At 71.4% G+C, this 25862-nt stretch carries 20 protein-coding genes and 1 riboswitch; of the genes, 7 read left to right on the top strand and 13 right to left on the bottom strand.

Annotated features, from left to right (window positions below; genetic code table 11):
- Positions 1 to 6: 6 nt before the first annotated feature.
- The 7 genes from IMZ11_RS05410 to IMZ11_RS46080 form a co-directional block, all read right to left on the bottom strand.
- Positions 7 to 2367, bottom strand: coding sequence for an FtsX-like permease family protein (locus IMZ11_RS05410; RefSeq protein WP_228638069.1), 2361 nt, complete (start codon positions 2365 to 2367; stop codon positions 7 to 9).
- Entirely contained in the window at positions 2364 to 3074 is a 711-nt protein-coding gene (locus tag IMZ11_RS05405) for an ABC transporter ATP-binding protein (protein ID WP_228638067.1), read from the bottom strand. The genes IMZ11_RS05410 and IMZ11_RS05405 overlap by 4 nt, the downstream gene beginning before the upstream one ends.
- A complete protein-coding gene (locus IMZ11_RS05400) occupies positions 3071 to 3598 on the bottom strand; it encodes a PadR family transcriptional regulator (protein ID WP_061259013.1) in 528 nt (175 codons plus the stop codon). Before IMZ11_RS05400 ends, IMZ11_RS05405 begins: the two co-directional genes overlap by 4 nt.
- Before the next feature lie 180 nt (positions 3599 to 3778).
- Positions 3779 to 5152: an L-serine ammonia-lyase gene (locus IMZ11_RS05395; RefSeq protein ID WP_228638065.1), complete on the bottom strand. Its 1374-nt coding sequence runs from the start codon at positions 5150 to 5152 to the stop codon at positions 3779 to 3781.
- A gap of 25 nt (positions 5153 to 5177) precedes the next feature.
- Positions 5178 to 5567, bottom strand: coding sequence for a glycine cleavage system protein GcvH (gene gcvH, locus IMZ11_RS05390; protein WP_228638063.1), 390 nt, complete (start codon positions 5565 to 5567; stop codon positions 5178 to 5180).
- Positions 5564 to 6649: a glycine cleavage system aminomethyltransferase GcvT gene (gene gcvT, locus IMZ11_RS05385; RefSeq protein ID WP_228638061.1), complete on the bottom strand. Its 1086-nt coding sequence runs from the start codon at positions 6647 to 6649 to the stop codon at positions 5564 to 5566. Before gcvT ends, gcvH begins: the two co-directional genes overlap by 4 nt.
- A gap of 130 nt (positions 6650 to 6779) precedes the next feature.
- A riboswitch (glycine riboswitch) is annotated at positions 6780 to 6877 on the bottom strand.
- A gap of 57 nt (positions 6878 to 6934) precedes the next feature.
- On the bottom strand, positions 6935 to 7933 hold the full coding sequence (locus IMZ11_RS46080) for a helix-turn-helix domain-containing protein (RefSeq protein ID WP_228638059.1): 999 nt from the start codon (positions 7931 to 7933) through the stop codon (positions 6935 to 6937).
- Between the two features lie 150 nt (positions 7934 to 8083).
- On the opposite strand from IMZ11_RS46080, the gene IMZ11_RS45890 reads away from it, so the two are divergent.
- The gene (locus IMZ11_RS45890; protein WP_305075848.1) at positions 8084 to 11053 is read left to right on the top strand and encodes a S8 family serine peptidase; all 2970 of its coding nucleotides are present in this window, start codon (positions 8084 to 8086) and stop codon (positions 11051 to 11053) included.
- Between the two features lie 234 nt (positions 11054 to 11287).
- Here the strand turns inward: IMZ11_RS45890 and IMZ11_RS05360 are convergent, their stop codons facing one another.
- The gene (locus IMZ11_RS05360) at positions 11288 to 11860 is read right to left on the bottom strand and encodes a PadR family transcriptional regulator (RefSeq protein ID WP_228638056.1); all 573 of its coding nucleotides are present in this window, start codon (positions 11858 to 11860) and stop codon (positions 11288 to 11290) included.
- Between the two features lie 101 nt (positions 11861 to 11961).
- Here IMZ11_RS05360 and IMZ11_RS05355 point away from each other — a divergent pair, with 101 nt between their 5' ends.
- Positions 11962 to 12645, top strand: coding sequence for an ABC transporter ATP-binding protein (locus IMZ11_RS05355; protein WP_228638054.1), 684 nt, complete (start codon positions 11962 to 11964; stop codon positions 12643 to 12645).
- An 8-nt stretch (positions 12646 to 12653) separates the two neighbouring features.
- Positions 12654 to 15497 carry an FtsX-like permease family protein gene (locus IMZ11_RS05350; RefSeq protein WP_228638052.1) on the top strand — a complete coding sequence of 948 codons (2844 nt, stop codon included), beginning with the start codon at positions 12654 to 12656 and terminating at the stop codon, positions 15495 to 15497.
- 8 nt (positions 15498 to 15505) lie between these two features.
- Here the strand turns inward: IMZ11_RS05350 and IMZ11_RS05345 are convergent, their stop codons facing one another.
- The 4 genes from IMZ11_RS05345 to IMZ11_RS05330 form a co-directional block, all read right to left on the bottom strand.
- Complete coding sequence (locus IMZ11_RS05345; protein ID WP_061259022.1) at positions 15506 to 16216, bottom strand: gamma-glutamyl-gamma-aminobutyrate hydrolase family protein; 711 nt, start codon at positions 16214 to 16216, stop codon at positions 15506 to 15508.
- Positions 16217 to 16349: 133 nt separating this feature from the next.
- Positions 16350 to 17114, bottom strand: coding sequence for a 3-oxoacyl-ACP reductase (locus tag IMZ11_RS05340; RefSeq protein ID WP_061259023.1), 765 nt, complete (start codon positions 17112 to 17114; stop codon positions 16350 to 16352).
- Between the two features lie 4 nt (positions 17115 to 17118).
- Positions 17119 to 18504, bottom strand: a complete 1386-nt coding sequence (locus IMZ11_RS05335) for an aldehyde dehydrogenase (protein WP_228638050.1) — start codon at positions 18502 to 18504, stop codon at positions 17119 to 17121.
- On the bottom strand, positions 18501 to 19904 hold the full coding sequence (locus IMZ11_RS05330; RefSeq protein ID WP_228638048.1) for a glutamine synthetase family protein: 1404 nt from the start codon (positions 19902 to 19904) through the stop codon (positions 18501 to 18503). Before IMZ11_RS05330 ends, IMZ11_RS05335 begins: the two co-directional genes overlap by 4 nt.
- Before the next feature lie 247 nt (positions 19905 to 20151).
- Here IMZ11_RS05330 and IMZ11_RS05325 point away from each other — a divergent pair, with 247 nt between their 5' ends.
- Both IMZ11_RS05325 and IMZ11_RS05320 read left to right on the top strand, forming a co-directional pair.
- Positions 20152 to 20910 (top strand): FadR/GntR family transcriptional regulator, encoded by a 759-nt coding sequence (locus IMZ11_RS05325; protein ID WP_374462153.1) that lies wholly within the window; start codon positions 20152 to 20154, stop codon positions 20908 to 20910.
- 299 nt (positions 20911 to 21209) lie between these two features.
- Positions 21210 to 21938, top strand: coding sequence for a hypothetical protein (locus IMZ11_RS05320; protein ID WP_228638044.1), 729 nt, complete (start codon positions 21210 to 21212; stop codon positions 21936 to 21938).
- Positions 21939 to 21986: 48 nt separating this feature from the next.
- Here IMZ11_RS05320 and IMZ11_RS05315 read toward each other — a convergent pair whose 3' ends face one another.
- A complete protein-coding gene (locus IMZ11_RS05315; protein ID WP_228638042.1) occupies positions 21987 to 22943 on the bottom strand; it encodes an AraC family transcriptional regulator in 957 nt (318 codons plus the stop codon).
- A gap of 89 nt (positions 22944 to 23032) precedes the next feature.
- Between IMZ11_RS05315 and IMZ11_RS05310 the strand changes: the two genes are divergently transcribed.
- On the top strand, positions 23033 to 24652 hold the full coding sequence (locus IMZ11_RS05310; protein ID WP_228638040.1) for an alcohol dehydrogenase catalytic domain-containing protein: 1620 nt from the start codon (positions 23033 to 23035) through the stop codon (positions 24650 to 24652).
- A gap of 282 nt (positions 24653 to 24934) precedes the next feature.
- Complete coding sequence (locus tag IMZ11_RS05305) at positions 24935 to 25723, top strand: hypothetical protein (protein ID WP_228638038.1); 789 nt, start codon at positions 24935 to 24937, stop codon at positions 25721 to 25723.
- Positions 25724 to 25862 lie beyond the last annotated feature (139 nt).

Below are 25862 nucleotides of genomic sequence, written 5' to 3'. Positions count from 1 at the left end.
ATGGTCCTATTCGAAGCGGGCGTTGTCGGGCGAGGTCACACGCTTGAGCAGCGGCAGACCGGCGAGAACCACGAGCAGGGCGACCAGCAGCCCCCCGCCGACGGTCAGGAAGTAGGCGGGGCCCGGCAGCACCGCCGGTGCGCTCTTGATCGCCAGCTGGTCGATCAACGGCTCGGCCACGCCGAAGCCCGCGGCCGCCGCCACCAGGGCGGCCACCACCACGGGGGCCGCCGTCTCCAGCAGCACCACCTTGGACAGGGTTCGGGTCGGCGTGCCGCACAGCCGCAGCAGCGTGAACGGCTGCCTGCGCTCCACCACGCCGCCGGCGACCGCCACCAGCAGGCCGCAGCCCGCCACCAGCAGGGTCAGCGCGACGATGGCCAGCGCGACGCGTTCCGTCTGGTCCAGCAGCACCGCGCGGGCCTGGGCGACCTCGGCGAACGTCTGCGGCGTCTCGGTGCTGCCGGAGCGGGCGACGTACGCGCTGAGCAGCGTACGGATCTGCTCACGGACGTCCGGGTCGTCCGCGCGGATCAGCACCGCCGCCAGGGACAGGCCGGCCGAGGCGGCCTGGGCGTCCTTGCCGGAGCCGCCGGAGCCGCCGGAGCCGCCGGAGCCGCCGGAGCCGCTGGAGCCACCGGGGGCGCCGGGTACGGGCGGGTTGGCCGCGTCCACGATCGGCAGCTTGCGGTCGACGGAGAGCATGTTCTCGCTGGACAGCAGCCGGATGAAGTCGGCCTTCACCGCGCGGGTGCCCGGGGTGCACCGGCCGAGCGCCGGGAAGCTGGTCAGGGCGTCGCATTCGACGACGTGCCCGAGCAGGAAGTCGGGCCGGCAGCCGGGGCCCGGGTCGCATGGCGGAGGAGTGTCCGGCCAGGTCAGCGCCTCGGCCCTGCGGTAGATCGGCAGCACGGTGACGTCGGGATGGACACGTACCTCGGCGAGTAGTTCTGCCGCTGTGTCAGGCGGCAGAGGGAGGCCGTTGATGTCCTTGCCGTACCCGAACGACGCCCGCATGACCTCGCTCAGCGTGCCGCCACCCGCCGCCTCCTGGCCCGAGACGACGGCGGGGACGATGCCGGCGACGGCCGTGCCGATGAAGACCGCCAGCACGATTCCGTTCACCGACCGGAAGGCCGCCTTCGGGTCCGCCGCCAGCCGCTGGGCGGCCAGCAGCGTAGCCGCGCCGGGCGTGACCCGGGCGGCCAGCCGGGCGGCCAGCATCGTCAGCCAGGGTCCGACCACCACGAGACCGACCATGATCAGTGCCAGGCCGACGTCGACGAGCACCGCGTTCGGGTCGTTGCCGCCCGCGAACACCGGGCCCGCGAACAGCCCCAGCCCCGCCAGGAGCGGAAGCGCCCGCCACCATCCCGGGGCGGAGGCCCGCACCTTGCGCGCCGCGCCGAGCGGTGTGATCCGCACCCGGCGCAGCGACCACAGGGCGGCGCCTGTGGCGGCGAGCGGCACGCCCGCGACCACGGCGGCGTACTGGAGCGCGGTGGGCGCGATCACGTCGGGGAAGAAGCGGGAGCCGGTGATGGCGACGCCGGCCAGGGCGGGCCGCAGCGCCTGGAAGACCGCGATGCCGATGAGCGCGCCCAGCAGCCCGCCGAGCGCCGCGTCCACCGAGGCGATCGCGTTGATCTGCCGCGTGGTGGCGCCCGCCAGCCTGATCGCCGCGAAGCGCGCCTCGCGGCGGGCGGCGGCCAGGCGCGTGGCCGTACCGATGAGGACGAGCAGCGGGAAGATCAGGCCGATGGCGGCGATGCCGAAGCCATGCTCGTAGAGGGCCGTGGTGTCGTCCGCGACCCGGGTGGTGGCGACGGCGTCGACGGCCACGGTGCCGGCCATGGCGGCCAGCCCGTCGGGGCGCTGGCCGACGACGACGACCAGGTCGTCAGGGCCGGACAGCGCCGCCCGTCCGATGAGGCCGGCGCGGGTGCCGGGGAAGCGATCGGCGAGTTGCTCGCGCGGCACGGTGTCCATCAACTCGGCGAGCGCGGGCGAGACGTAGTACCGCCCCGCGCCGGGAAGTGCGGGGACGCCGGGCATGGTCGGCGTGGACGTCCGCGCGTCGAGGACGGCGACGTCGAGCCGCTTGATCGGACGGCCCGCGTAGGAGTCCTGGCGGTGGTTCCACAGCACCGCGCCCGGGGTGGCTCCCAGCGCCCAGCCGCCCGGCGCGGAGCCGGTCGTGCACTCCCAGCACGGGCGGTCCGCGGTGACCTGGAAGGCGTTGAACAGCGCCACCGTGGACAGCAGCACCGTCACCCCCATCGCGACGGCGGCGGTGACGAGCGCCAGCCGGACCACCGCCTCCCGGCCGCCGCGCAGCGACAGCCGCAGGCCCAGCCAGAGCATCATCGGACGGCCTCGTCGGCGTAGGGGTCGGTGACCTTGCCGTCGCGCACCATGACCTCCCGGTCGGCGCAGGCGGCGACGCGGGCGTCGTGGGTCACCACGATCACGGTCGTGCCCTCCTCGCGGGCCAGGCCGACGAGCAGTTCCATGACCTTCTCGCCGGTGAGCGAGTCGAGCGCGCCGGTGGGCTCGTCCGCGAAGATCACCTTGGGTCGCGCCACCAGCGCCCTGGCGATCGCCACCCGCTGTGCCTGCCCCCCGGACAGCTCGCCGGTGCGCCGCTCGCCCAGGTCGTCCAGCTCCAGCCGCTTCAGCCAGCCGTCCGCCCGCTGGTAGGCCCGCTTGCGCCTGACCTTGCCGAGCAGCAGCGGCAGGGCGACGTTGTCGGCCACCGTGAGCTCCGGCACCAGCTGGCCGAACTGGAAGACGAAGCCTAACGAGGTGCGGCGCAGCTCGGACCGCCTGGCGTCGCTCAGGGTGTCCAGCCGCCGCCCGTCGAACCAGACCTCGCCCGCGTCGGGGGTGAAGATGCCGGCCAGGCAGTGCAGCAGCGTGGACTTGCCGGAGCCGCTCGGGCCCATGATCGCCAGGATCTCCCCCGCCGTCACGGACAGGCTCGCCTCGCGCAGCGCCTGCGTCCGGCCGTAGGAGCGGTCGATGGAACGGGCCTCCAGCAGCGGGCCCGGCACGGGAAGGGCGTCGACGCTCATGCGCGGCGCACCGTTTCCGCCAGCGCGCCCAGCCGGGCCGTGGTCAGGTCGATCCAGCGCAGGTCGGCGTCCAGGTGGAAAAGGGCATGGTCGGCCAGCAGGGCGTCCACGAGGGCGCCACCGCGTTTGATCTCCGACAACTCGCGCATGCGCCGCATGTGCGTGGCCCGCTGGGTGACCAGGTAGCGCTCCGCGTCGTGGCCCAGCATCAGCGCCAGCACGACCTTCGTGAACAGCACCGTCTGCAGGAACGGCTCCGCCGCCACCGGCTCGGCCAGCCAGACCTTCACCTCCTGCTTGCCCAGCGGGGTGATGGTGTAGCGCTTGCGGTCGGGGCCGTCGCCCGGCTCGCTCTGGCCGGCCGTGACCTTGCCGTCCCTGGCCAGGCGGCCGAGTGTCGAATAGACCTGCCCGAAGGGGAGCGGCTTGCCCCTGCCGAAGTAGGTGTCGTAGTCGCGCTTCAGGTCGTATCCGTAGCTGGGCTCGCGGTCCAGGAGGCCCATCAGGGCCAAGGGGACTGTCATGACGGACGACTATATAGCGGAGGTATATACGCAGTGTATAGGAGGGCGTACATGTGGGCCGTTTCCACGGAGACCGCGTCCGGTCACGGGTCGCCCCGTGCCGGACGTCGCGCCCGCCTGTGCCCGGTTCTTACAGGGTGACCGTGCCGGCCCCGCCGCGCGGGCGGACCGGCGCCCCGGTCAGCACTCGATCACGTTGACGGCGAGGCCGCCCCGGCTGGTCTCCTTGTACTTGTCGAGCATGTCCCTGCCGGTGTCGCGCATGGTCTTGATGGCCTTGTCGAGCGACACGAAGTGGCGGCCGTCACCGCGCAGCGCGATCCGGGCCGCGGCGATCGCCTTGATGGAGGCCACCGCGTTCCGCTCGATGCACGGGATCTGGACCAGGCCGCCGATCGGGTCGCAGGTCAGGCCGAGGTTGTGCTCGATGCCGATCTCGGCGGCGTTCTCGACCTGTTCGGGCGTGCCGCCGAGGACCTCGGTGAGCCCGGCCGCGGCCATCGAGCACGCCGACCCGACCTCGCCCTGGCAGCCGACCTCGGCGCCGGAGATCGACGCGTTCTCCTTGAAGAGCACTCCGATCGCACCGGCGGTGAGCAGGAAGCGGACGACCCCGTCGTCGTCCACTCCCGAGACGAACCGCGTGTAGTACGACAGCACGGCGGGGATGATGCCGGCCGCGCCGTTCGTCGGCGCCGTGACGATCCTGCCGCCGGCCGCGTTCTCCTCGTTCACGGCGAGCGCGAACAGGGTCACCCAGTCCATCGCGCGCAGCGGGTCGAGGTCGGCCTCGGTCTGCAGCCTGCGCAGGAGCTGGTTCGCCCGCCGCTTCACCTTGAGGCCGCCCGGGAGGACGCCCTCCTGGATGCTGCCGCGCCGTACCGACTCGGCCATGACCGACCACAGGTGCAGGAGCCCCGCGCGGATCTCCTCGGTGGTACGGCCGAAGGCCCGCTCGTTCTCCAGCATGAGGGCGGAGATCGACAGGCCGGTCTCCCCGCACCGGGCGAGCAGCTCCGACCCCGTGGTGAACGGGTGCGGGAGGACCGTGTCGTCCGGTTTGATGCGGTCGGCGCCGGTGGCGTTCTCGTCCACGACGAACCCGCCGCCCACCGAGTAGTAGATCTTCTCGCGCAGGATCTCGCCCGACTCGGTGAAGGCGGTGAACCGCATCCCGTTCGGGTGGTGGGGCAGTGTGATCTTCCGTTCGAAGACGAGGTCCTCGCCGACGACGAAGGGGATCTCGCGGGAGCCAAACAGGGTGACCGTGCCCGTGTCCCGCATGGCGGCGAGCCGTTCGTCGACGGTGTCCACGTCGACGAGCTCGGGCTTCTCACCCGACAGGCCGAGCAGCACCGCCTTGTCGCTGCCGTGGCCCTTGCCGGTCAGGCCGAGCGAGCCGTACAGGATGACCTCGACGCGCGAGGTCTTCTCGAGCAGACCGTCCTGGTGGAGACCGCGGGCGAACTTGTGCGCCGCGGCCATCGGGCCGCCCGTGTGCGAACTGGACGGCCCGATGCCCACCTTGAACAGATCGAAGACACTGATCGCCATTGATCCATGCCCTTATCTGGAAATGTCAGGATTCACCCGACGTGAGGGTGATGTACTCGGCGGCGGAGAGCAGGTCCTCCGGCTCGCCCTCGATGCGCACGCGGAACAGCCAGCCGTCGCCGTACGGGTCGGAGTTGACCAGAGACGGATCGTCCACGACCGCGGGGTTGGTCTCCACGATCTCGCCGCCGACCGGCGCGTAGATGTCGCTCACCGACTTGGTGGACTCCACCTCGCCGACCGCGTCACCGGCCTCGACGGTGGTGCCCACCTCCGGCACCTGCACGAAGACCACGTCGCCGAGCTGCTCCGCGGCGTACGCGGTCACGCCCACCGTCACGGTGAGGCCGTCATCGAGACCGGCCACCCACTCGTGCTCCTTGGTGTAGCTCAGCTCGTCGGGAATGCTGCTCACTTGCTCCTCCTGTAGAAAGGCAGATCAACGACGTCAACGGGTTCATGGCTACCACGGATGTCCACGGCCAGGCCTCCCTTTTCGAGAGCGTCCGCGGCGACGTACGCCATGGCGATGGGCTTGCCCAGCGTCTGCGAGGGCGCGCCGCTGGTCACCTCGCCGACGACCTCGCCCTCACACGTGACGGGATAGCCGTGGCGGGGGACTCTGCGGCCGCGCGCCACCAGACCGACCAGGCGGCGTCCGGGGGCCGTGCGCCCGGAGAGCGCGGCCCGCCCGACGAAGTCGCCCGGCTTGTCGAACTTCACGACCCGGCCGAGGCCGGCGTCGAAGGGCGTGGTGGCCGCGGTCAGCTCGTTGCCGTACAGCGGCATGCCCGCCTCCAGGCGCAGCGTGTCACGCGCGGACAGCCCGCAGGGCCGCAGTCCGAGCTCCGCCCCCGCCTCGGACAGGGCGTTCCACAGCGGGACCGCGTCCTCGGGCCGGACGAACAACTCGAAGCCGTCCTCGCCGGTGTAACCCGTACGCGCGATCATGACCTCGAATCCGGCGACCTCGCCGGGGAGCCCCGCGTAGTACTTGAGCCCGACCAGGTCGGCGTCGGTCAGCTTCCCGAGGATGTCCGTGCTGTTCGGCCCCTGGACGGCGATCAACGCGTAGGAGTCCGACCTGTCCTCGACCCGGGCGTCGTACGGCTTGGCGCGCTCGGCCAGCTCCTCGGCCACCCTGGCGTAGTTGGAGGCGTTCGCGACGACCATGAACTCCTCGGGCCGGAGGCGGTAGACGATCAGGTCGTCCAGCACGCCGCCGTCCTCGGTCACGATCATGGTGTACCTGGCGCGGCCGGGCTCCAGCACGCTCAGATGCCCGACGAGGGCGAAGTCCAGCGCCTCTCCCGCCTGCGGGCCGGTGACGTGGATCTCGCCCATGTGGGACAGGTCGAACAGGCCGGCAGCGGTGCGCACCGCGTTGTGCTCGGCTGACTCGCTGCCGTAGCGCAGGGGCATCTGCCATCCCGCGAAGTCGGTGAGCGTCGCGCCGAGGCTCTCGTGAACCTCACGCAACGGGGTAGATCGGGACATGATCGCACCTCAGGAAGACGGATGACAGCATCCTCCCCCTCTGTCATGGGTGCCTGAGAGCTTCGTCCGTTTCCTTACCCGGACTTTCACCTTCGGCGAGGCCGCGTACGGCCTGCTTTCCAGAGGACACCTGGCCCGCGCGGTCCTTTGCCTTGAGAGGTTCGCGGGGAGGGCTTGCTCCTTCAGGGGACCTGACCGGCTGTCAGGACGCTCTCCCGCACGGGATCGATGGTGTTCTCCCAGCCTAGTGGTCGTACCCCGTCTCGCGAAACCGGTGGGCCTCTCTCAGATCCAGCCGCGCGCCGACGCCTCCGCTCCGGCCTGGAACCTGGTGGTGGCGCCCAGCCGTTCGACGACCGCGGCGATCCGGCGGGTCGCGGTACGCGCGCTGACCCCGAGTTGCCTGGCGATCGTCTCGTCCTTGAGCCCGGCCTTGAGCATCTGGAGCACCAGCAGGTCCTCCTCGTCCGGCCGGTCGCCGACGGGCGGCCGGGTCCCGGTGAGCGGCCGGCCGCGTTCCCAGTAGGCGTCGAACAGCTCGATGAGCGCGTCGAGCAGGCCGGAGGGACGGATCAGCGCGACGTTGTCGTAGACGCCGTCCACGAGGGGCATCAGTGCCACCCGCCGGTCGACGATCCGCAGCTTGAACGGCAGGCTGGGCAGGAACCTGGACCGCTCGCCCTCCTCGGCCAGCCGGAGGAGGGTCTCGAACCGGCCGGGGCGTCGCAGGGACTCCGGGCAGTACACGACCCGGATGTCCACCCCGCGCGCGATCAGCTCCCGGGTGCCGGCGACCTCCGACTCGTTGCTGTCCACCGAGTTGTCGGGCCACCCGATGTAGGGCGGCCGGTCGAGCGCCAACACCTCCGACGTGACCGATCTGTTCGTCTCCGTCATCTGCCGCTTCACCGCGTCCTCGCCCGAGAGGATCTCCACCAGGCCGGCCGGGTCGGCCCGCAGCCGGCCCGACTGGTAGAGCTGCGCGAAGTCGGCGACCGTGGTCCGGATTTCGGCCAGTCCCGCCTCGGCCTCCAGCCGGCGCCGGTTGATCAGCCATCCGAGCGCCGCCTCCGGCGCCACCGGCTCGTACCTGCCCGGCCTGATCCGTCGTAGCAGCCCGAGTTCGGCCAGCCGGGCCAGCGCGTGCCGTACCCGTGCGGCGCTGACCCGCAGCGAGCCCGCCAGGTCGGTGACCGTGCGGTCGGGGTGGCGGAGCAGGGACCGGTAGATCTGTTCGTCGAAATCGCCGATGCCCACCGCACCGAGCACTGGCTGGTCGTCCACGCACCACCTGACCGGATCGTGACGCTTTTCGCCATATGACCGAAAACGCCAGCACTATATCTCGACAACTGATCCTCACGGGCCGTTCACTTCTAGCTGCCTCCCGGCGACCTTGCTGCAGGGCGGCACCCCCCGTCTCGAAGAGGAGCAATGGCCCGCAACCCCCGACGAGTGAGTGCCTTCGGCGCGATGGCGCTCGCCGCCGCCGTGGTGATCACCACGGCCTCGGCGCCGGCTTCGGCCGATCCCCTGACCACCGATCCTCTGACCGCCGGCCCGACCGACACCTACATCGTCACGCTGGCCGAGCAGCCGCTCGCGACCTATGACGGCGGCGTCGCCGGCATCCCCGCCACCAAGCCCGGCAAGGGCAAGAAGGTGGACATCGGCAGCGCGAACGCCAAGCGTTACCGCGACCACCTGAAGAGCAGGCAGGACCAGGTCTCCCGGAGCGTCGACGCCACGCCGGCCAAGCAGCTTTCCGTGGCCTCCAACGCGTTCGTCGCCGAGCTCACCATGACCCAGGCGGCGCGGCTGAACACCACGCCCGGTGTGCTCTCCGTCGTTCCCGACCGCCTGCGCAAGGCTCTGGACGACCGCAGGTCCACCGACTTCCTCGGCCTGTCCGGCGAGTCCGGTCTGTGGTCCAGGCTCGGCGGCACCGCGAACGCGGGCAAGGGCATCGTGGTCGGCGTGATCGACACCGGCATCTGGCCGGAGAACCCGTTGTTCGCGGCCCCGGCCCTCGACGCCACGGCGCCCACGGACGCCGATCCGTACCGGCCCTATCTGCAGGGCTCGGCCACGGTCATGAAGAAGGCCGACGGCGGCACGTTCACCGGCGTCTGCCAGACCGGCGAGGAGTTCGCCGCCAACCTGTGCAACCAGAAGCTGATCAGCGCCCGCTACTTCGGTGACGCCTGGCTGAAGCGGGTACCGCCGGCCAATCGCGCCGACTACGTCTCGCCGCGCGACGCGCAGGGGCACGGCTCGCACACCGCCTCCACCGCCGCGGGCAACGCGGACGTGCCGGCGAGCGTGAACGGCACCGACTTCGGCCAGATCTCCGGTGTCGCGCCCGGCGCGGCGATCGCCGTCTACAAGGCGCTCTGGGAGAGCGCCGACGGCCGGCAGACCGGCGGCCTGGACTCCGACATCCTGGCCGCCGTCGACCAGGCGGTGGCCGACGGCGTCGATGTGATCAACTACTCCGTGGGCTCCGAGGCGGAGTCCCCGGCGGAGGACCCGATCGGGCTCGCCTTCCGCGCGGCCGCCGCGAGCGGCATCTTCGTCGCCACCGCCGGCGGCAACAGCGGCCCGGGTGCCTCGACGCTGGACAACACCATGCCGTGGACGACCACCGTGGCCGCGAGCACGGCCGCGCCGTACGTGGGCGAGGTGGAGTTGGGCGACGGCACCAGGCATCGCGGTTCGAGCACCACGGTCAGCGACACGTTCGGGCCCAAGCCGCTGGCCACGGGCCCGGTGGTCAAGAACGCCTCCGTCGACGACTTCGAGGCGCAGGTCTGCGCCCCGAACAGCCTAGACCCGGCCAGGACCGCCGGGAAGATCGTCGTCTGCGAGCGCGGCACCGTCACGCGCCTGGAGAAGTCCGGTGAGGTCAAGCGGGCCGGCGGCGTCGGCATGATCATGGTCAACATGGCCGACGAGGACACCATCACCGACTCGCACGCCGTGCCGACCGTGCACATCGGCGGGCCCGGCGTGCCGGCCGTGCTGGCCTACGCGGCGACGGACGGGGCGACCGCCATCCTGCGGCCCGTGAGCGCTGAGGGCGCCGTCTACCCGCGGGTGGCGGGGTTCTCCTCGCGCGGACCGTCGCTGACCAACCGCGGCGACCTGCTCAAGCCCGACATCGCCGCCCCGGGCGTCTCGATCCTGGCGGCAGTCGCTCCGCCGACGAACAACGGCAACGACTTCGGCTTCTACGACGGCACCTCGATGGCCACCCCGCACATCGCGGGTCTGGCCGCGCTCTACCTGGGCAAGCACCCTGACCTGTCGCCCATGGCGATCAAGTCCGCGATGATGACGACCACCGCGCCGACCAGGAACGCCGACGGCACGGACAGCACCGACGCCTTCGCGCAGGGCGCGGGCAACGTCGATCCGGCCCGGATGCTCGAGCCCGGCCTGGTCTACGACTCCACGGAGCAGAACTGGCTCGGCTACCTGGAGGGCCTGGGCGTCAGGACGGGCAGTGGGGTGGCGCCGATCGCCACCAGCGACCTGAACTACCCCTCGATCGCCCTCGGCGGGCTGGCCGGCCCCCGGACCGTCACCCGTACGCTGACGGCCGTCACCCCCGGCAAGTACAAGGCCGACATCGACCTGCCCGGCGTCAAGGCCAAGGTGAGCCCTTCCACGCTGCGTTTCGACCGGGCCGGTGAGACCAAGTCGTTCACCGTCACCATGGAACTGAAGGACGAGGTCGCGACCGGCATCACCGGCTCGCTGACCTGGACCGGCGAGGGCCGGACCGTTCGCAGCGTCGTCGCGGTGACCGCGCAGGGCATGCTCGCCCCCGCCGAGGTCAGGGGCAAGGACGCGAACGGGTCGGTGTCCTTCGAGGTGACCCCGGTCACGAAGAAGACCGCCATCACGGCCTACGGGCTGGTCTCCGGCCCGGAGATCGTCGGCTCGGTCGGTCCCGAGGAGGCCAACGGCAAGCAGTACACGATCGACGTCCCCGAGGGGACCAAGGCCGTGGAGTTCTGGGCCCGCCCCGACAACGGCCTGGAGCTGGGCTTCGGCGGAGGCGTGCTCTACGAGGGCCGGGAGTTCGCGGGCTGGGTGGATCGCGACGGCGACGACTACCGGCTGGTCATCTCGCGGCCGAAGGCCGGGAAGTACACCTTCGTGCTCGTCAGCTACCTGACCGCGCCGGGTACCACGTCGACCCCGTTCCACGCGCAGGCGAACGTGGTGACCGACGCCCCGGGCGTGGGTGGTCTGACCGTGTCGCCGCGCAAGCTCAAGGGCACCCCGGGGGTTCCCGAGACGGTGACCGCCGGCTGGTCGAGCCTGCCGGACGGGCGGCCCCACACCGGTTACATCGAGTACCCCAACGGGGTCGGAACCGTGATCAGCGTCAACTGACGTGACCTGAAGGGAATGTCCGAGGATCCTGGCGTGGGCCGGGCGGCAGCCGCCGCCCGGCCCACGCCCGGTTGATCCGGACATCCCCTGTGGGCGATCTCCGGCCGACGGTCTCACCCTGTCTCCCGGGTCTCCCGGAGCGTCTCCCGGAGCCCGCCTGTGCGGCGGTCCTTCCGGCAGGTCGCGGAGCTCCCGTCGGCCAGACGGCATCGCCGCGTGACGGGTGTCGCCGGGTCAGGCGGTGGCCTGGCCGTCGGCGGAGGCGGTGTGGACCTGGACGTCTCCCGCCGTCAGGCCGGCCAGGCGTTCTTCGGCCGTGTCGAGCACTTGGAGGTCGGCCTTGATGTGCGCGGCGGCGGCGTCGATGAGCAGCGCGACGAGCGGATCGCCGGTGTGCGCGCGGCGTTGCCTGGTGAGCGCGCCGAGGTCGGACAGGTGGGCCTGCCGTTGCGCCGTGACGAACGCGGCCAGGGACTCGGCACCGAGCCTGCTCGCGCCGAGGAGTTTGAGGAACAGCTCGTCCCTGAAGCCGGACGAGCGGGTCCACGGGCTGGTCGCCCACGATCGCAGCTCCTCCAATCCCTCCGGCGTGAGCCGGTAGGTCGTCTTGTCCGGCCGGTCGCTCTGCGCGACGTGGTCGCGGACGACGTGCCCGTCCCGGACCAGGCGGTCGAGGATCTGGTACAGGTGCCCGATGTTGAGCCCGCCCCACTGAGGGCCGATGGCGGCCTCGAACCTGGCCTTCAACTCGTAGCCGTGACTCGGGCCGTCGGCGAGGAGGGTCAGGACCGCGTGGCTGAGCGGCATCCGGAGCTGCCTTCCTGAATTGTCACAATGTAGGGACTCCCATACTGCCCTACATTGTGACAATGTATGGGCGCATGGGAGTCGACGTCAGCCTTCGGCATGTGAGCCGTCGATACGCGTCCGCCGTGGCGCTCGACGAGGTGAGCCTGGACATCGAAGCGGGAAGCGCGGTCGCGCTCATGGGCGCGTCCGGAGCGGGCAAGTCCACGCTGCTCCATCTCGTCGGCGCGATGGACCGGCCGGACGCGGGAGAGATCCTGGTCGACGGCGCCAGGGTGGACGACCTGCCGCGCCGGGGACTGGACCGGTACCGCCGCCGCATCGGGTTCGTGTTCCAGCGCTTCCACCTGCTGCCCGCGCTCAGCGTGCTGGACAACGTGCTCGCCCCCGTCTTGCCCCGCCGGGTCGACTTCGACCGCAAGGCGAGGGCGATGGACCTGCTGGACGCGGTGGGGCTGGCCGACCGCGCCTCCGCGCTGCCGAGCCGGCTGTCCGGAGGCCAGCAACAGCGCGTCGCCATCGCCAGGGCGCTCATCGGCCGCCCGCCGCTCCTGCTCGCCGACGAGCCCACCGGCAACCTCGACAGCGGCACCGGTCACGAGATCGTCGATCTGCTTCTCACGCTCCGCGAGGCGTACGGCATGACCATGCTGGTCGCCACCCACAATCCCGAGGTCGCCGCCGTGTGCGACCGGGTCGTACGGATGCGGGACGGGAAGATCACCGCCGACGAGTGGCTGACCCCACCCGACGACGTGCTCGACCGGATCGGCAGGCTCGGGTGATCCGCCTGATGTTGGCCCAGCTCCGTCACCGGCTGGGCCGCTCGCTCGTGCTGCTGATCGGCATCCTGGTCGCGGCCACAGGCTTCACCGTGCTGACCGGCACGGCCGAGACCCAGCGCCTGGAGATCGTCGGGACCGTCGGGAAGAACTTCCGCGCGCAGTACGACATCCTCGTCCGGCCCAAGGGCTCGACCACCGATCTGGAGCGGACCCGCTCGCTGGTACGGCAGAACCACCTGTCGGGCATCTTCGGCGGCATCACCCTCGACCAGTACGAGAAGGTCAAGCACATCAACGGGGTGGAGATCGCGGCGCCGATCGGCATGGTCGGCTACCTCACCATGGGAGGCTCGGCCGACATCGACGTCACCGACGTGCTCCACAAGGGCGACCGGACCATGCTGCGGATGGATCAGACCCGGGTCGCCGACCGCGGTCTCACCCGGATCTCCTACGGCGGGCCGCGCTACCAGTACGTCACCCGCAGGCCGGTCACGGTGCCCGTCACCAAGCACAACGGCGGCGACGCCAGGTCGCTCGCCAAGGAGACGACCGTCTCGGGGCGGGAGGTCGCGCTCGGCCCATCGCTGCTCGAACGGAAGGAACGCGGCTGGGCGGCCCAGAAGACGTTCCCCTTCGAAGGGGGCGCGCAGGTCGGGTACTGGTCCACGAGCACGGCGTACGGCATGGGGACGATCACCGAGGGCACGTTGGGCGACTGGACCCCGGGACGGGCGATCGTCAGCGTCGAGCAGGAGTTCCCGTTCCTGCTCGCCGCCGTCGATCCCGAGGCGGAGGCCCGGCTGGCCGGCCTGGACAAGGCGATGGTCGCCGGCCGCTACCTCAGGGCGGAGGAGGAGTATCGCGTGCCGCCGACCGGAGGCGGCAGGGAGGTCCTGCTCCTCGCCGCGGCGCGGCCGTACGCCGACCAGCGGGACGAGATCGAGATCCGCAGGCTTCCGGCCGAGGCGGCGGACAAGGTCGTCAAGGGAACGCCGGCGGAGGCATTGAAGAAGTACCTCACCGCGCAGGACGGCGAGGTCGTCAAGCGGGTGACACTGGACGCCGCCGACGTCTACGACGGCATGCTCGACGGGTGGCAGGACATCCCGGAAGGCCAGGTGTCGGCCCCGCTGACCCGCTTCTGGACGGCGGGCCCGACCGAGTACCGGGAGTTGGGAGACCGGCACGTCGCCGCAGCTCCGGTGGACAACGATCCGGCCGTCTGGAAGGACCCCGCGTGGGGGAAGGCTTTCGGGGAGCCGGCGTACTTCTTCCTCGGATGGGAGGGGCACGCGAACGCGCCCATCGGGGCGGCGGACGCGCAGTTCCGGCCACTGCGTCCCACGTTCGTGCCGGACATCGACACGCTGTCCACCCGCGTGATCGGCCGGTTCGACCCGGAGAGGCTGCCGGGGTTCAGCGAGCTGACGGGATTGCCGATGGAGACCTACAACCCGCCGGTCGCCAAGCCGGGAGACAGCCGTACGGAGAAACTGCTCGCGGGGCGTGACCTGCTGCCGAACGACAACGTCGGCGGATATCTCCAGACGCCGCCCCTGCTGCTGACCAACCTCGAAGGGCTGCGGCGGATCACTTCGGCGACCAAGGGAGCGTCGTCCGGTGGCGGCGCGGGTGAGAAGGCGCAGGCGGCCACGGACGCCGCCCCGCTCAGCGTGGTCAGGGTGCGCGTGGCCGGGGTGACCGGCCCCGACCCGGTCAGCCGGGAGCGGATCAGCCAGGTGGCCCGGGACATCGTGGCCGCCACCGGCCTGGACGTGGACATCACCATCGGGTCGTCGCCGTCGCCGACGACCGTGGAGTTGCCCGCAGGTTCGTACGGGCGGCCCGCGCTGACCCTGCGCGAGGGCTGGGTGAACAAGGGGGTGGCCTACCGCATCCTGGCCGCGGCCGACCGCAAATCGATGGCGCTGTTCGTGCTGATTCTCGCCGTGTGCGGGCTCTTCGTCGTCAACGCGGTGTCGGCCGCCGTACGGGCACGCCGCGCCGAATTGGGCGTGCTCGGCTGTCTCGGCTGGTCGCGGCCCCGGATATTCGGCACCGTGCTGCTGGAGGTCGGCGTGATCGGCCTGCTCGCGGGTTGCCTCGCGGCGGCGCCGGCCGTCCCGCTCTCCTCGTGGGCGGGCCTGCCGGACCCCGGTGCCCGTAGTTGGCTGGCCGTACCCGCGGCCCTGCTGCTCGCACTGCCGGCGGGGCTGGTGCCGGCGTGGCGCGCGTCGCGGGTGCCCCCGGTGGAGGCGGTCAGGCCCGCCGTACGGCTGCCGCGCCGGGCCAGGTCGCCCCGCGGGGTGACCGGGCTGGCGCTGACCGCGCTGACCAGGGTCCCCGGCCGCGCCCTCCTCGGCGCGTCGACCCTGGCGGTGGCGGTGTTCGCGCTGACCCTGCTCCTCGGAGTGACGTACGGCTTCCGCGGGCGGGTCGTCGGCTCCCTGCTGGGGGACGCGATCGTCCTGCAGGCGCGAACGGCCGACTACGTCGCGATCGGGGTGATGTTCGCGCTGGCCGCGCTGGCCGTGGCCGATGTGCTGTACCTCGGCGTGCGTGAGCGGGACACCGAACTGGCCGCGCTCCGGAGCACCGGCTGGTCCGGTGGCGCGCTGGCTCGTCTGATCGTGGCGGAAGGGGTCGGCATCGGCCTGCTCGGTGCCCTGTCGGGTTCGGTCGCCGGGCTCGTCGCGACGTACGCCGTGGCGGGCGAGCTGCCGGCCCCCGTCGTCGCCGGGGCAGGGGCCGCTGGCGGGCTCGCAGTGCTGCTGGCCGCATCCGCCTCCGTCGCCCCCGCCCTGCTCGCACAGCGGCTGCCCCTCGCCCGCCTGCTCGCCCGGGAGTGACCGGACAGTCAGCGGCGCCGGGCGCGGGCGGCGCGGGCGGCGGCGGTGACGAGGGCGTGGAAGACGGGCGCGTGTTCGTCGGCTTCGGGGTGCCACTGGACGGCGTGGGCGAAGGGGTGGCCGTCGAGTTCGACCGCCTCGATCGTGCCGTCGTCCGCGTGCGCGGTGACGGCCAGCCCGTCGCCCAGGCGGTCGATCGCCTGGTGGTGGTAGTGCGCCGGGGTCACCTCCTCGGCCTCGTAGATCTTGGCCAGGGTGGGGGAGAGCCGTACCGGGATCCGGCCGAAGGTGCCGGGCGCGGGGGAGTGGCCGGAGTGGCCGACGATGTCCGGAAGGTGCTGGTGGAGGGTCCCGCCCCTGGCGACGTTCAGCACCTGCATGCCCCGGCAGACGCCGAGGAACGGCATGCCCGCGTCGAGGGCCGCACGCAACACCCTGAACTCCGCCTCATCCCGAAATTTCCGGATGTAGCCGGTCTGGTCGTGCGGGGGCGAGCCGTACCTGGCCGGGTCGATGTCGCCCCCGCCCGCGATGATCAGCCCGTCGAGCCGTCCGGCGACTGTGGCCGGGTCCCCCGCCGGCGGCAGGATGACCGGCTGCCCGCCCGCCCGGCTCACCCGCTCGACGTACATGTACGGCAGCAGCGCCGCCGTCATCTCCCAGACGGTGAACTTCGCGGGCTCGACGTAACAGGTGATCCCGATGACGGGACGGGACATGCCGCCGCCTTTCCTCGTGCTTCCCCGATGCCCACGTCACGGCGAACGCACAGGCGTCCACGATCGCGACCGCGTACGCGCGTGATCGACGACACTCTGTGCGTCCGGTGTGACGAGGGGTCCGATACCCCGATTACAGCGGCGTGACGTACGCGCTGGAGATGCCGCCGTCGACCAGGAACTCCGACGCCGTGATGAAGGACGCGTCGTCCGAGGCGAGGAACGCGACGGCCGCGGCCATCTCCTCGGCCCGCGCGAAGCGGCCGATCGGAATGTGCACCAGCCGGCGTTGCGCCCGCTCCGGGTCCTTGGCGAACAACTCCTGCAGCAACGGCGTGTCGACCGGCCCCGGGCAGAGGGCGTTCACCCGGATGCCCTCGCGGGCGAACTGCACGCCCAGCTCCCGCGTCATCGCCAGCACGCCGCCCTTGGACGCGGTGTAGGAGATCTGCGAGGTGGCCGACCCCATCACCGCCACGAACGACGCCGTGTTGATGATCGACCCCTTGCCCTGCCGCTGCATGTACGGGATCGCGTGCTTGCAGCAGTAGTAGACCGAGGTCAGGTTGACCTCCTGCACCCGGCGCCAGGCGTCGATGCCCGTCGTGAGGATCGAGTCGTCCTCCGGAGGCGAGATGCCCGCGTTGTTGAAGGCGATGTCCACGCTGCCGTAGGTCTCATGCGCCGTCCGGAACATCCGGATGACGTCGTCCTCCTGGGAGACGTCCGCTTTGACGAAGAGCCCGCCGACCTCGTCGGCCGCCTTGGTCCCCGCCACCTCGTCGAGGTCCACGGCGACGACCTTCGCGCCCTCCTGGGCGAACCGGCGCGCCGTGGCGAGCCCGATGCCGCTGCCCGCACCCGTGATGACGGCCACGCGGTCCTGCAAACGCTGCATAGGTCTACTCCGTTGAGATGAAGACGTTCTTGGTCTCGGTGAAGGCGGCGAGGGCGTCAGGGCCGAGCTCCCGGCCCAGGCCCGACTGTTTGAACCCGCCGAACGGGGTCCAGTAGCGGACGCTCGAATGCGAGTTGACCGACAGGTTCCCCGCCTCGACCGCGCGCGCCATCCGCAGCGCCCGCCCGACGTTCCCGGTCCAGATCGACCCGCTCAGCCCGTACGGCGTGGCGTTGGCGAGGCGCACCGCGTGCTCCTCGCCGTCGAAGGGGATCGCCGTCACGACCGGCCCGAAGATCTCCTCCTCGTAGGCCCGGCGGAACTCCGGATCCCCCGTACGGGACAGGGGGTCGAACCCGGGCGGTGCGGCGAGGACCGTCGGCGCGAACCAGTAGCCGGGCCCGTCAGGGCAGGCGCCCCGCGCGTACGGCGTCACCTCGGGCCCGGTGAACGACGCGACGCGGGCGAGGTGCTCGGCGCTGACCAGCGGCCCCATCTGGGTGGCGGGGTCGAGCGGGTCTCCGACCCGCACCTCCCGTACGGCCCGCGCCAGCCGGTCCAGGAACTCGTCGTAGATCTCGCGCTGCACGAGCAGGCGGGAGCGGGCGCAGCAGTCCTGCCCCGAGTTGTCGAAGACGGCCATCGGCGCGGAGGCGACGGCCCGGTCCAGGTCGGCGTCGGCGAAGACGATGTTCGCGCTCTTGCCGCCGAGCTCCAGCGTGACCCGCTTCACCCCCGCGGCGGCCTTGGCGCCGATGATCCTGCCGACCTCGGTCGAACCGGTGAAGACGATCTTCGCGACGTCCGGATGCTCGACCAGCCGGGATCCCGCGACCTCCCCTGCCCCAGGCAGGACCTGGAGCACCCCCTCGGGGAGGCCGGCGTCGAGGGCCAGCTCGGCCAGCCGCAGCGCCGTCAGCGGGGTCCACTCGGCGGGTTTCACGATGACCGCGTTCCCGGCCGCGAGCGCGGGCGCGACGCCCCACATCATGATCACCATGGGGAAGTTCCACGGCACGATCACCCCCACGACGCCCAGCGGCTCCTGGAAGGTGACGTCCACGCCGCCGGGGACGGGGATCTGCTTCCCGTGGTCGCGCTCGGGCGCCCCGGCGTAGAAGTCGAGCACGTCGCGGACGTTCCCGGCCTCCCAGCGGGCGTTGCCGATCGTGTGCCCGGCGCCCGCGACCTCCAGCCGGGCCAGTTCCTCGGCGTGGTCGTCCACCACCTGGGCGAACCGTCGCAGCAGCCGGGCCCGGTCGCCCGGAGCGGTGGCCCGCCAGGACGCGAACGCGGCCCTGGCACGCTCCACCGCGCGATCGACCTCGGCCGCGTCGGCCAGTTCGACCTCGGCGATGACGTCCTCGGTCGCCGGATTGATGATCTTCACAGTCGTTCGAACCCCCGGAAGAGCTCCCAGTCCGTGACGGCCGCGTCGAAGGCGGCGATCTCGACCCTGGCGTTGTTGGCGTAGTGATCCACGACGTCCTTCCCGAAGGACTCCTCGGCGAGGGCCGAGTTCTCCCAGAGGAAAAGCGCGTCACGCAGCGTGCTCGGCACCGTCTCGGCCCCCGACGTGTACGCGTTGCCGCCGTAGGGCTCGTCGAGGGGCAGTTCGTTCTCGATGCCGCGCAGCCCGGCGGCGATCAGGGCGGCCACCGCGAGGTAGGGGTTGACGTCGCCGCCGGGCACCCGGTTCTCGATGCGCAGGGAGGGGCCGTGCCCGACCAGGCGCAGCGAGCAGGTGCGGTTGTCGATGCCCCATTTCACGGCGGTCGGGGCGAAGCTGCCCGGGACGAACCGCTTGTAGGAGTTGATGTTCGGCGCGTAGAAGAGCGTCAGGTCCCGCATCGCGGCGAGCTGGCCCGCGATGAAGTGCTCCCCGATCTTCGACAGCCCGTACTGCTCCCGTCCCGCCATCACAGGGACGCCGTCGGCGTCGCGCAGCGAGATGTGGATGTGGCAGGAGTTCCCCTCACGCTGGTTCGGTTTGGCCATGAACGTGATCGACCTGCCCTCCTGGGCGGCGATCTCCTTGGCGCCGTTCTTGTAGAACACGTGGTTGTCGCACGTCGTCAGCGCGTCGGTGAACCGGAAGGCGATCTCGTGCTGCCCGAGGTTGCACTCGCCCTTCGCCGACTCGACGTACAGCCCGGCGCCCTCCATGCCGAGCCGGATCTTCCGGAGGAGCGGCTCGATCCTGGCCGTGCCGAGCAGTGAGTAGTCCACGTTGTAGACGTTGGCCGGGGAGAGATCGCGGTAGCCGCGCTGCCAGGCCTGCTCGTAGGTGTCGTTGTAGACGCAGAACTCCAGCTCGGTGCCGACGAAGGCGGTCCAGCCGCACGCCGCGAGCCGGTCGATCTGCCTCCTGAGGATCTGCCGGGGGGAGGGCACGACGTCCGAGCCGTCCTCCCAGACAAGGTCGGCGAGGAGGAGGACCGTTCCCTCCTGCCATGGCACCCTGCGCAGGGTCGAGAGGTCGGGCCTCATCACGAAGTCGCCGTATCCCCGGTCCCAGGAGGACATCGCGTACCCGTCCACCGTGTTCATGTCGACGTCCACGGCGAGCAGGTAGTTGCACCCCTCGGCGGCGTGTTCGAGCACCTCGTCGAGGAAGTATCTGGCGGCCAGTCGCTTGCCCTGCAACCGGCCCTGCATGTCCGTGATCCCCAGCAGGACGGTGTCAACCCGGCCCGCCTCGATTTCCGCGCGAAGCTGCTCGACGGTCAGCACACCGCCTCCTCGGGGCGTCAAAAGTCTGGAAACAGACCAATGGATGGATGCAAGCATTCGGCCCGGCCCCGCGTCAACCATGGCCGTGAGCTAATCTCGGGCCAAAACGCCCTGTGAGGACGAGACGGGGACGGACCAGGGGGCGTGTCCTGCGGATCTCACCGCCGGGACGCGTACGCCGGGGCGGCCGCACAGGGTGGGACGCCTGAGTGAGATACCCGGGAGAGCCGCACCGGAACGAGCAGGTGGCGACGAGCACGTGACCGAGCGGATGACCGAGCAGGTGACAAGGGAGGGAGCCGCAGTGGACGCGCCCCGAGCCCGCGCGAGCGCGGTGAGCGTGGTGAGCGCCCCGCTGCTTTCGCTGCTCCGCCCGGTCAGGTCGGGAAACGCCTTCGAGGAGACGGTCGAGCGGCTCCTGCAGGCGATCAAGCTCGGGGTCGTCGCCCACGGTGAGAAGCTGCCCCCCGAACGCGAGCTCGCCGCCCAGCTCGGCATCAGCAGGGTGACCCTCCGGGAGGCGATCCGCGCGTTGCAGGACGCCGGATTCCTCGACGTACGGCGCGGCCGGTACGGCGGCGCGTTCGTCGTCTACGAGCCGCCGCGCCCGGAGCAGGGTGACCTGCGCAGGGCGGTCAAGGCGATGGGCCAGGGTGACCTGGAGGACGCCCTGACCTTTCGGATGGCGGTCGAATGCGGCGCGGCCGAGGTCCTGGCGAGCGCGGATCTGACGGCCGCGCAGCGCGGGACGCTCACCCGCCGCCTGGAGGAGGTGAACGAGGCCGCTCCCGCCGACTACCGGCGCCTGGACACGGCCTTCCATCTGTCGATCGCCGAGCTGACGGGCTCGCCACTGCTCGCCGCCGCCTGCGCGGACGCGCGACTGCGGGTGACCGACCTGCTCAACGCCATCCCCGTGCTGGGGCCCAACATCGAGCACGCCTCCGTCCAGCACGCCGCCATCGTGGCCGCGATCCTCGCCCGCGACCCCGACGCGGCGCGCCGGGCGGTCGCCGAACATCTCCAAGGAACGGCGGCGTTGCTGCGGGGCTTCCTCTCCTGAACCCATCTGGTGCCGCGACCGCCGGCGCGGCCCACGATCACGAGCACACCGCAGCCGACTACCCCACGCCGCCGACTACCCACGCCGCCCGCGTCCGCGGGTTTCGTCGCACGCCGGTGACCACCGCGGCGAGCGACGAAACCTGACCGGCCCGGCCTCGCGCGCGTACCTACGCGCGTGGGCGCGCAGGAGGACATCCCCGCCGACCCCTGACAAAAGATGTTGAGGGGTGCCACAGCCCCGCTGAAATGTTCCTATGGAGATATGAGCGATGATCTCGGCAAGCGGGAGCACTGCTGATGGCCCAATCGCCCGACCCCCGCGAAGCTGACACCGACGAACCCCTACTGATCAGGCTGCTCACCCTCTACGACAGCCTCCTGGCCCGGATCGATCATCGGTACGGCGAAGGCAGCGAGCGCGGCCGGATCGTGCTCGTCGCCGTGGTGGCCGCGGTGGTCCTGGCCGCCCTCGCCTTCGTGATCGCTGTGCTGTGGGTGGTGATCGCGATCGGCGTAGCCCTCGTGGGAGCCGCCACAGGCGCCGCCGCCGAAGGGGTGGACGCGGCGACCTCCTCGCGGTTCATGGACGTCATCACCAAGCCGGTCCATGCCTATCTCACTGAGCACGCCGCAGGTCTTCCCATCACCGCCGAGGCGCTGTGGAAGGCCTGGGCGGTGACCGGGGTGGGCCTGTGGCTGCTCGGCCTGTTCCGGTCCTGGGGCGTGCGCCTGGCCTGGACCTTGTACGGCGCGAGCACCGTGGCGATGGTCTACGCCGAAAGCCCCGCTGCCGGCCAGGCCCTGGCGGCAGGGGTGGCCGTGCTGGCGTGGGCGGTGGTGTCACTGCCGGTCTTCGCCGGGATCGGCCGCCGCTCCCGCACGCTGATCAATCTGCCCGCCCCCGTCACATCGGGCGAGACCGCCGTCGCCCTGGTGCGCGAGCAGGTCGCCGAGATGCGGGAACGGCTCAACCGGCTGGAGGTGGCCTCCGACGAGTTGTCGGCCCGCCGCACGCCCGAGGAGTGAGGCTGCTCGTCAAAGCGAACTCGGCGCATCGCGCGTAGCCACGTGACCTCAAGCGGTGCCCGCCGCCGTTCGACCCGTAGGCGGGCAGCCCAGCCGGCGGTATCTGCCGGGGGCCAGGCCGTACTGGCGCTTGAAGGCGTTGGCGAAGGCGAACTCCGAGCCGTAGCCGACAGCACCGGCGATTCCGCTCAACGCGGCGTCGGAGTCGCGCAGCATGCGCGCCGCCGTGCCCAGCCGCCACCAGGTCAGATAGGTCAGCGGCGGCTGCCCGACGAACTGGGTGAACCGGCGGGAGAACGCCGCGCGGGACAGCCCTGCGCGGCGGCCGAGTGACTCGACCGTCCACGGGTGGGCGGGATCGCGGTGGATGCCGTCGAGTGCGGCACTGACGGCCGGGTCGGCCAGCGCGGCGGCCCAGCCGTCAACCTCGCAGTGCTCCATCGAGACGTCGAACCAGGCACGCAGGATGTACAGCAGCAGCATGTCCAGCAGTGCCGACACCACCATGTCAGCGCCTGGCCGCGGGGCGTCGATCTCTTTCCCGAGCAGCTCGACGGCGGCGCGAAGTTCGGTGTTGTGCCCCAGCCTGGCGGGCAGGTGGATCAGCGCGGGCAGCCCTCTGAGCAGCGGATGCGTCCGGCTGGAGTCGAGCTGGTAGCCGCCGCAGAGCGTCACCGTGACGGGCCCGGCACCCTCCACCGAGGCCGAGGCGAACAGCTCGGCATCGGCATAGGGGTCACAGTCGGGCTCCGCGATGGGGCTGGTGGGCGAGTCGGCCAGCGTGTAGCCCTGTCCGTGGGGGAAGAACAGCACGTCGCCCGCCCCGACCGGGATCGGCTCACCTTCCGGCGGGATCGCCCAGCACGAGCCCTGCAACACCACCTGGAAGCCCGCAGAACCAGGCGCCGACGGAAACCGCTGCCCCCAGGGCGCCCGCCACTCGACGCGCGCCGAGCGCGGCACGCCCATGCGCATGGAGGCGACCACGTCGCTCAGCACATCCATGCCGCAAGTCTATGCCGGGAGACGATCGCGTATAAATTGCAGACAAGAGCACATTGGCTGCCTCTCTCACGGCTTCTATGGTTGACGACATGACAAAAGTCCTGGTCAGCGGGGCGACCGGCACGATCGGCCGCCCACTGGTGAACAAGCTTGAAGACGCGGGCGCTGACGTCCGCACGGTGACGAGGGAGCTGACCGACCCGATCGCGCTGGAGGCGGCTCTCGACGGTGTCGACGCGGTGTTTCTGCTGTGGCCGTTCGCTTCGGCTGAGGGTGCCCGCGAGGTGGTGGATCTGATCGGGGCGCGGCGGCTGGTCTACCTGTCCTCGGCCGCCGCGCGCCCACACGAGGTCGAGATCGAGCGCCTGATCGCTGGGGCCGCCCGGGAGTGGACGGTGCTGCGCCCGCACGCGTTCGCGGCCAACACCTTGCGATGGGCCGAGCAGGTCCGCGCGGGCGTCGTGCGGCAGCCGTACGGCGAGGCGGCCTTCTCCCCCATCCACGAGCGAGACGTCGCAGCCGTCGCGGTGCGCGCGCTGCTCGACGAAGGGCACCACGGCGCGGTCTACACGCTGACCGGACCCCGGCCGCTGACCCAGCGGGAGCAGGCGCGGGCGATCGGCGCCGCGATCGGCCGGTCGGTGCGCTGGGAGGAGGAGCCTCCGGAGGAGGCCAGGCTGCGGCTGCTCGGGCTGGGGTGGCCCGCGCCGGCCGTCGACGGGATGCTGCGCGGTCTGGCCGAGCCCGGCCCGGCCACCGGGACCGTGGAGGAGGTCACCGGAGCGCCCGCGAGCACGTTCGAGACGTGGGCGAGCGAGCACGCCGCGGACTTCCTCGGCACCATGCGGGCCGCCCGCATCCACGAGTACGGCGACGCCTCGGTGATCTCGCTGGACGAGGTGCCGGTGCCGAAGCCCGGGCCGGGCGAGGTACTCATCAGGGTGGCCGCTACGTCGTTCAACCCGTCGGAGGTCGGCCTACGGATGGGCCTGCTGGAGGACACGCTCGGCGTAACGCTGCCGCACACGCTCGGCTGGGACGTCGCGGGCACCGTGGTCACCGGGGCGGGTGACCTCGCCCCCGGCGACCGGGTGTTCGGGCTCATCGACGGGGCGGCGGCCGAGTACGCGGTCGCGAAGGCGAGTGTGCTGGCCAGGGCTCCGGAGCGGATTCCGCTGGCGGACGCGGCCGCCGTGCCGGTGGCAGGGCTCACCGCGTGGCAGGCGGTCTTCGAGCATGCCCGCATCGGCCGCGGCAGCCGGGTGCTGATCAACGGGGCCGGCGGCGGCGTCGGGCTGTTCGCCGTGCAGCTGGCCAAGTACGCGGGCGCGCACGTGGTGGCGACCGCCGGCCCGCGCAGTGCCGCTGCCGTGCGGGCGCTGGGCGCCGACGAGGTCGTCGACTACACCAGCGTTCCCCTGCCGGGCGGCAACGACGTGCTGATCAACCTGGTGGCCGACGTGCCCGCCTCGGTGACGCGGCTGGCGAAGGAGTTCGTCTCGATCACCCAGCCCATCGAGCATCCGCGCGCCGTCCAGTTCGTGGCCCGCAACGACCCGGGCCAGCTGGCCGAGCTCGTGGCGCTGATCGACAAGGGCGTGGTCCACGTCAATGCGGACGTGCGCCCGCTGGAGTCCCTGGCAGACCTGCACCGGGCCGCCGAGCGCGGCCTTGTTCGCGGAAAGGTCATAGTGGAGGTGGAGGCATGATCAAGATTGGCGTCGTCGTCCGCGGCACGCCGGCCGGGACGCGACGGCGAGGCCGGTCTCCATCACCCTGACCTGACGCGGCCACCGCCTCGGCATGATCGGGTACCTCATCTGCCACACCTGCCGCCAAGCCCAGGTGCCCAAGGGCTCCGTCGGTCCCAGTACCCCAGCGGACCCTACGGCCGACGCCGACAACGCCGCGAGGTGGCGCCTCGGGCGACGCGACGGGGCAAAGATTGACGAAGGGGCGCTAGCATCACGGGCGGGGACGGGGACTTCCACATGGCTGACTGGTTTCACGAGAGCGTGGTCGAGACCCACCGCCTGCCGCTGTTCTGCTTCTTCGTGGCGCTGATCGTGGCCTTCGTGTTCACACGCATCAACGTCCGGCTGATCAGGTCGCGGGTACGGTGGTTCGGCAACGTCAGCGTCGGTGAGATGCACATCCATCACGTCGTGTTCGGCGTGATCCTCATGCTGCTCGGCGGCGTCGCGAGCCTGATCGTGTCGGGCATCTCCACCGGCTGGTACGCCTTCACCGCGGCGGTGTTCGGGGTGGGGTCCGCCCTCGTGCTGGACGAGTTCGCCCTGATCCTGCACGTCAGGGACGTCTACTGGTCGCAGGAGGGCCGCACCTCCGTCGACGCGGTCTTCGTGGCGGTCGCCGCGACGGGCCTGCTGCTGTTCGGCCTGCGCCCGCTCGGCTGGGGCGAGTCCGACGGCACGCCGGAGGGCAGATGGCTCGCGGCCGGCTTCCTCATGGTGAACCTCCTCTTCGCGGTGACCACGCTGCTCAAGGGCAAGATCTGGAGCGGTCTGCTCGGACTCTTCCTGCCGCCGGTCGTCTACGTCGGCGCGGTACGGCTGGCCCGGCCCGGCTCGCCCTGGGCCCGCTGGTTCTACGCCGAAAGCGCCAGGCGGCCCAAGCCCAGGCGGATGGCGCGAGCCGTACACCGGGAGGAGCGGTGGCGGCGGCCGGCCATCCGGATGAAGATCGCTTTCCAGGAGTTCGTCTCCGGCCGGCACGACCTGCCGGCTCCGCACCGGAACTCCCGCCGCCGCCAGGGATAGCCGTGCGCCCGGCGAGGGCTGACATCGCGGGCCGCTCGTAGGGCCGACACCCCCAGGGTGTTCAAGGATCTGGATGAGTGGTTTCGCCGCCGGATGCGGGCCCGCATGCCCGGTGGTGGGAGAGGGGACGGGTCAAGCC

The organism is Microtetraspora sp. AC03309 (assembly GCF_020826795.1).
Taxonomy (GTDB): domain Bacteria; phylum Actinomycetota; class Actinomycetes; order Streptosporangiales; family Streptosporangiaceae; genus Microtetraspora; species Microtetraspora glauca.
This window is presented reverse-complemented; position numbering and strand designations above follow the sequence as displayed.

Excerpts from the sequence above, each read along its gene's own strand:
- IMZ11_RS05310 (WP_228638040.1), top strand. The coding sequence starts at position 23,033 with ATGACAAAAGTCCTGGTCAGCGGGGCGACCGGCACGATCGGCCGCCCA.
- IMZ11_RS05345 (WP_061259022.1), bottom strand. The coding sequence starts at position 16,216 with ATGTCCCGTCCCGTCATCGGGATCACCTGTTACGTCGAGCCCGCGAAG.
- IMZ11_RS45890 (WP_305075848.1), top strand. The coding sequence starts at position 8,084 with ATGGCCCGCAACCCCCGACGAGTGAGTGCCTTCGGCGCGATGGCGCTC.
- IMZ11_RS05350 (WP_228638052.1), top strand. The coding sequence starts at position 12,654 with ATGTTGGCCCAGCTCCGTCACCGGCTGGGCCGCTCGCTCGTGCTGCTG.
- IMZ11_RS05410 (WP_228638069.1), bottom strand. The coding sequence starts at position 2,367 with ATGATGCTCTGGCTGGGCCTGCGGCTGTCGCTGCGCGGCGGCCGGGAG.
- gcvT (WP_228638061.1), bottom strand. The coding sequence starts at position 6,649 with ATGTCCCGATCTACCCCGTTGCGTGAGGTTCACGAGAGCCTCGGCGCG.
- IMZ11_RS05395 (WP_228638065.1), bottom strand. The coding sequence starts at position 5,152 with ATGGCGATCAGTGTCTTCGATCTGTTCAAGGTGGGCATCGGGCCGTCC.
- IMZ11_RS05400 (WP_061259013.1), bottom strand. The coding sequence starts at position 3,598 with ATGACAGTCCCCTTGGCCCTGATGGGCCTCCTGGACCGCGAGCCCAGC.
- IMZ11_RS05405 (WP_228638067.1), bottom strand. The coding sequence starts at position 3,074 with ATGAGCGTCGACGCCCTTCCCGTGCCGGGCCCGCTGCTGGAGGCCCGT.
- IMZ11_RS05340 (WP_061259023.1), bottom strand. The coding sequence starts at position 17,114 with ATGCAGCGTTTGCAGGACCGCGTGGCCGTCATCACGGGTGCGGGCAGC.
- IMZ11_RS05320 (WP_228638044.1), top strand. The coding sequence starts at position 21,210 with ATGGCCCAATCGCCCGACCCCCGCGAAGCTGACACCGACGAACCCCTA.
- IMZ11_RS05315 (WP_228638042.1), bottom strand. The coding sequence starts at position 22,943 with ATGGATGTGCTGAGCGACGTGGTCGCCTCCATGCGCATGGGCGTGCCG.
- IMZ11_RS05305 (WP_228638038.1), top strand. The coding sequence starts at position 24,935 with ATGGCTGACTGGTTTCACGAGAGCGTGGTCGAGACCCACCGCCTGCCG.
- IMZ11_RS05330 (WP_228638048.1), bottom strand. The coding sequence starts at position 19,904 with ATGCTTGCATCCATCCATTGGTCTGTTTCCAGACTTTTGACGCCCCGA.
- IMZ11_RS05360 (WP_228638056.1), bottom strand. The coding sequence starts at position 11,860 with ATGCCGCTCAGCCACGCGGTCCTGACCCTCCTCGCCGACGGCCCGAGT.